This is a genomic window from Desulfurellaceae bacterium (assembly GCA_021296095.1).
Lineage (GTDB): Bacteria > Desulfobacterota > Binatia > Bin18 > Bin18 > JAAXHF01.
Map to the genome: position 1 here is coordinate 1595 of JAGWBB010000171.1, position 3794 is coordinate 5388.

Genomic DNA, 3794 nt, shown 5'->3' on the forward strand with positions numbered 1-3794 from the left:
GGTGTTCAGGAGAGCGGTGAGAAATCCAGGGCGACGAGCAACCATTCGTCGGCCTGTCGGGTGTAGGTGAAGGTATAGCGTCCGTGCAGCACCCGGCGCGGACCGACCCGGCGCTGTTCGCGCAGGGTGTAATGTCCCCAGGCCAGGGCGCTGGTGCCGGTGATGGAAAATTTGGCGTCGACGGGTTCCCATTTGGCATAGTCGTGGTCGGCAAAATACTGTCGGATGAGCTGTCGAATAGCAGGCTTGCCCTCGACCGCAAAGGGTGTCAGGGTCCCGAATAAGACCGCTTGATCGTGAGCGGCCGCGGTAAAGGCGCTCGGGTCCTGGCCGTTAAACAGACGAATGTCGGTCTCAAAAATCCTCCGCACCTGGGCCATCTGGTCTTGCTGGGCGGCCGCCGGTCCGCTCAGGATACAGACGCCGAGCGCCACCACCATCAGAAAATTTCTGCCAGCCATACGATTCTCCTCCCTGGAGCGAAGTCGCGGAGCATGTCTATCCGTCCCCCTCTTCTTAAACCCCAGCTCCCGGTCCAAAGCAACACCTCGGGTTCGGACTCTCCCCACGCTGGCTGTCCGCTCCAAGGGGACACGCGCGTTGACAAGCCCGACCGCGGGTGCCACATTCCAGCCCGTGGGGGAGAGACGAACCTATGCGGAAAAACCTGAAGCTCGAAGAACTGGGCGACTTTCTGGACCAGGCCAAGTGCGCCACCCTGGCCACCCATTTCCGTGACGGCACGACGCTGCTGTCACCGGTGTGGCACGAGTGGCGGGACGGCGGCTTCACGGTCGCCGTCGGCGCCGGGGACATCAAGGTCCGTCATATTGAGCGCGACGCGCGGGTGAGTATCAGCATCGCCGAAGACACGCCAGGTCCGGGGCCGGGCAACCATCGGCAAAGAAGGGGCCAAGGACATCATCCGACGTATTGCCATGCGCTACCTCGGTTCTGAGCAGGGGGCGCGCTACGCCGAACTGATCACCCAAGCCGATCTGGCCCTGATTCGGATCGAGCCGGGCGTGCTCCGCGCCTGGGATTTTGCCGACGAGCCGGATCTGGCCGGCTGACACAAGGAGGACTGCACGATGGTGAAGCTGATGGCCTGTTTACGCCGCAAGCCCGACATGTCTGAAGAGGCCTTTCACCGCTACTGGAAAGACACCCACGGCCCGCTGGTCAAAAGCGTGCCCGAGTTCAGCCGCTATGTGCGCCGCTATATCCAGTCCCACACCGCCCAGAGCGCGGCCTCGCTCTTTCCGTCCCAGGCAACTACGCCCTACGACGGGATCGCCGAACTGTGGTTTGACAGTGTGGAGCAGATGCAGCAGGCGTTTGCCGAGCCCCGCTATCTGGAAATCATCCGACCCGACGAACTGCGCTTTCTCGACCTGCCAAACTGCGTGTCTTTCATCGTCGACGACGTGCCGATGGTGGAGGGCTAAGCCAGCACCTCCCGAACCCCGGCGATGATGGTCTGCCGACTGGGGAACACGTGGCTTTCCAGGGCCGGACTGTAGGGAATGGGGACCTGAAGGGCACACACCCGTTTGACCGGCGCCTTGAGACAGGCAAAGGTCTCCTTGTCCTCCGTGACCAGAGCCGCAATCTCGGCCGACGCGCCGGCGGTCGGCCCGGCTTCGTCGGCAATCACCAGCCGACCGGTTTTGCGGACCGAGGCGCGGATGGTGTCCTGATCCATCGGCACCAGGCTGCGCGGGTCAATGACCTCGGCCGCAATGCCGTCTTGCTGGAGCGTCTCGGTGGCGGCCAGGGCTTCATGCACCATCCAGGCCAGGGCCACAATAGTCACGTCGCCGCCCGCGCGCTTGATATCGGCTTTGCCCAGGGGCACGAGATGCTCGTCGTCCGGCACCTCGCCCTTGAAGCCCATCAGCCGGCTCGACTCGAACGAGATGACCGGATTGTTGTCGCGGATCGCCGACTTGAGCAGGCCCTTCATGTCGGCCGGGGTCGAGGGCAGGATCATCTTGAGGCCGGCCAGATTCATGAACATCGAGTACGGGCTCTGCGAGTGCTGGGCGGCCAGCTGGCGACCGCCGCCGACCGAGGCACGAAAGACCAGCGGGAAGCGCGCCTGGCCGCCGAACATGTAGTGGATTTTTGATACCTGATTCACAATTTGATCCATGGCCACAAAAGAAAACGTGACCATGCTCCAGTTGACGATAGGCCGATAGCCGGAGCCGGCCGCCCCGAGCGCCAGACCGGTAAAGGCCGCCTCGGTGATCGGCGTGCCCCGTACCCGCTCCACGCCAAACTCTTTGATCAGCCGTCCCGGCGCGTCAGTGGCCAGGTGGATGGTGGAGGGATCACGGCGCATTTCTTCCTGCACGGCTTCCAGGCCGGCAGCGGCGTATGACAGTTGGCGCATCGGAGGCTCCTTTCAGTCGGCAAACACGTCCTCGACTGCGGTGTCCAGCTCGGGGAAGGGGCTGTCCTGGGCAAAGGCGACGGCGTCTTCGATCTCTTGGAGAATCGCGGCGTCCAGCTTGTGCCAGGCGTCTTCGGTCAGGAGGTTTTGCTCGGTCAGGCTGCTGACCAGGCGGGCGACGGGGTCTCTGTCTTTCCACTCGTCCAGCTCCTGGGGCGAGCGGGGGTCGGGGATGCCCTGAATCTCGGTGTGGTTGCGCCAGCGGTAGGTTTTACACTCGATGAGGGTCGGTCCCTGGCCGGCCCGGGCGCGCTGCACCGCCGCCTCGGCAACCTCATACACCGCCAGCACGTCGTTGCCGTCAACTACCACGCCCGGAATCCCGTAGGCTGCGGCTCGCTCGGTCACGTCCTTGACCGACACCGAATCGGCCACCGGCGTATTCACCCCGTACAGGTTGTTCTCGCACACATACAGCATGGGCAGCTTCCACAGGGCCGCGATATTAAGCGACTCGTGGAACGGGCCGGCGTTCGACGCCCCATCGCCAAAAAAGGACACGGCCACCCGTCCTCGGCCTTCGAGTTGGGCGGCCAGACCCGCGCCGGTGATGATCGGGATACCGCCGGCCACAATGCCGTTGGCGCCCAGCATGCCGATGCTGAAATCGGCGATGTGCATGGAGCCGCCCTTGCCCTTGCAGTAGCCGGTGCGTTTGCCGTACAGCTCGGCCATCATGCGTTTGAGGTCCGCCCCCTTGGCAATACAGTGGCCGTGGCCGCGGTGGGTGCTGATGATCTGATCGTCGCGCTTGAGCTTGGCCCTCTTGACCGATGTAGCAGTGGACGACGCCATAGATCCGCCCGGCCTGAAAGTCGTCCGAGGCGCGCTCCTCAAAGCGACGGATGGTCTGCATGGTGCGCAGCAGCTCCAGCTGTGTGTCTGGTGTCATCGTGTCCCTCCTGTCTCCCCCTCTTATCTTCCAGAACAACGGCCAATACAAGGCGTCGGTGCCTGAAATTGACAGCCTGAGTACGGGCGTGGGAAGATAGTGCCATCCCGGGATCAGAAGGAGGGGACATGATGAAAACTCACGCACTGAGCACAGTTTGTGCTGCTGTCGGATTCGCCCTGTGCATGTCAAGCCTGCCGCCGAGCCAGGCCGCCGAGGTCGCCCAAAGCCCCTACGGACCAGACGACGAGATCGGCGTCCTCAATATGCTCAGCGCCGCCACCAGCCTGGCCGTTCTGCAACGCATTAACAGCGGCAAGATCTATGACCTGAGCGTCGACAATTTTGTCGGCATGCCGGGCCTGGCCGACCTCGGCATGGGCGACCCGCCCTTCCATATGTGGATGACCCATACGCCCAGCGGGGTCAAAGTCGAGGGCCTGT

Annotated in this window: 6 protein-coding genes; 3 read left to right on the top strand and 3 right to left on the bottom strand. The window is 63.3% G+C overall.

What is annotated here, in order from left to right; all coding sequences use genetic code 11:
* Positions 1–5: 5 nt before the first annotated feature.
* On the bottom strand, positions 6–461 hold the full coding sequence (locus J4F42_22395; protein ID MCE2488274.1) for a nuclear transport factor 2 family protein: 456 nt from the start codon (positions 459–461) through the stop codon (positions 6–8).
* A gap of 194 nt (positions 462–655) precedes the next feature.
* Here J4F42_22395 and J4F42_22400 point away from each other — a divergent pair, with 194 nt between their 5' ends.
* Positions 656–958 carry a pyridoxamine 5'-phosphate oxidase family protein gene (locus J4F42_22400; protein ID MCE2488275.1) on the top strand — a complete coding sequence of 101 codons (303 nt, stop codon included), beginning with the start codon at positions 656–658 and terminating at the stop codon, positions 956–958.
* 133 nt (positions 959–1091) lie between these two features.
* Positions 1092–1448: an EthD domain-containing protein gene (locus J4F42_22405; protein ID MCE2488276.1), complete on the top strand. Its 357-nt coding sequence runs from the start codon at positions 1092–1094 to the stop codon at positions 1446–1448.
* Here the strand turns inward: J4F42_22405 and J4F42_22410 are convergent.
* Both J4F42_22410 and J4F42_22415 read right to left on the bottom strand, forming a co-directional pair.
* Positions 1445–2398, bottom strand: coding sequence for an alpha-ketoacid dehydrogenase subunit beta (locus J4F42_22410; GenBank protein MCE2488277.1), 954 nt, complete (start codon positions 2396–2398; stop codon positions 1445–1447). The genes J4F42_22405 and J4F42_22410 overlap by 4 nt on opposite strands.
* A gap of 12 nt (positions 2399–2410) precedes the next feature.
* Entirely contained in the window at positions 2411–3253 is an 843-nt protein-coding gene (locus J4F42_22415; protein MCE2488278.1) for a thiamine pyrophosphate-dependent dehydrogenase E1 component subunit alpha, read from the bottom strand.
* Positions 3254–3481: 228 nt separating this feature from the next.
* Here J4F42_22415 and J4F42_22420 point away from each other — a divergent pair.
* The coding region (locus J4F42_22420; GenBank protein MCE2488279.1) for a hypothetical protein at positions 3482–3794 on the top strand (313 nt) is incomplete at its 3' end.

Coding starts and splice junctions, on each gene's coding strand:
- J4F42_22395 (MCE2488274.1), bottom strand. CDS start 461: ATGGCTGGCAGAAATTTTCTGATGGTGGTGGCGCTCGGCGTCTGTATC.
- J4F42_22400 (MCE2488275.1), top strand. CDS start 656: ATGCGGAAAAACCTGAAGCTCGAAGAACTGGGCGACTTTCTGGACCAG.
- J4F42_22405 (MCE2488276.1), top strand. CDS start 1,092: ATGGTGAAGCTGATGGCCTGTTTACGCCGCAAGCCCGACATGTCTGAA.
- J4F42_22410 (MCE2488277.1), bottom strand. CDS start 2,398: ATGCGCCAACTGTCATACGCCGCTGCCGGCCTGGAAGCCGTGCAGGAA.
- J4F42_22415 (MCE2488278.1), bottom strand. CDS start 3,253: ATGGCGTCGTCCACTGCTACATCGGTCAAGAGGGCCAAGCTCAAGCGC.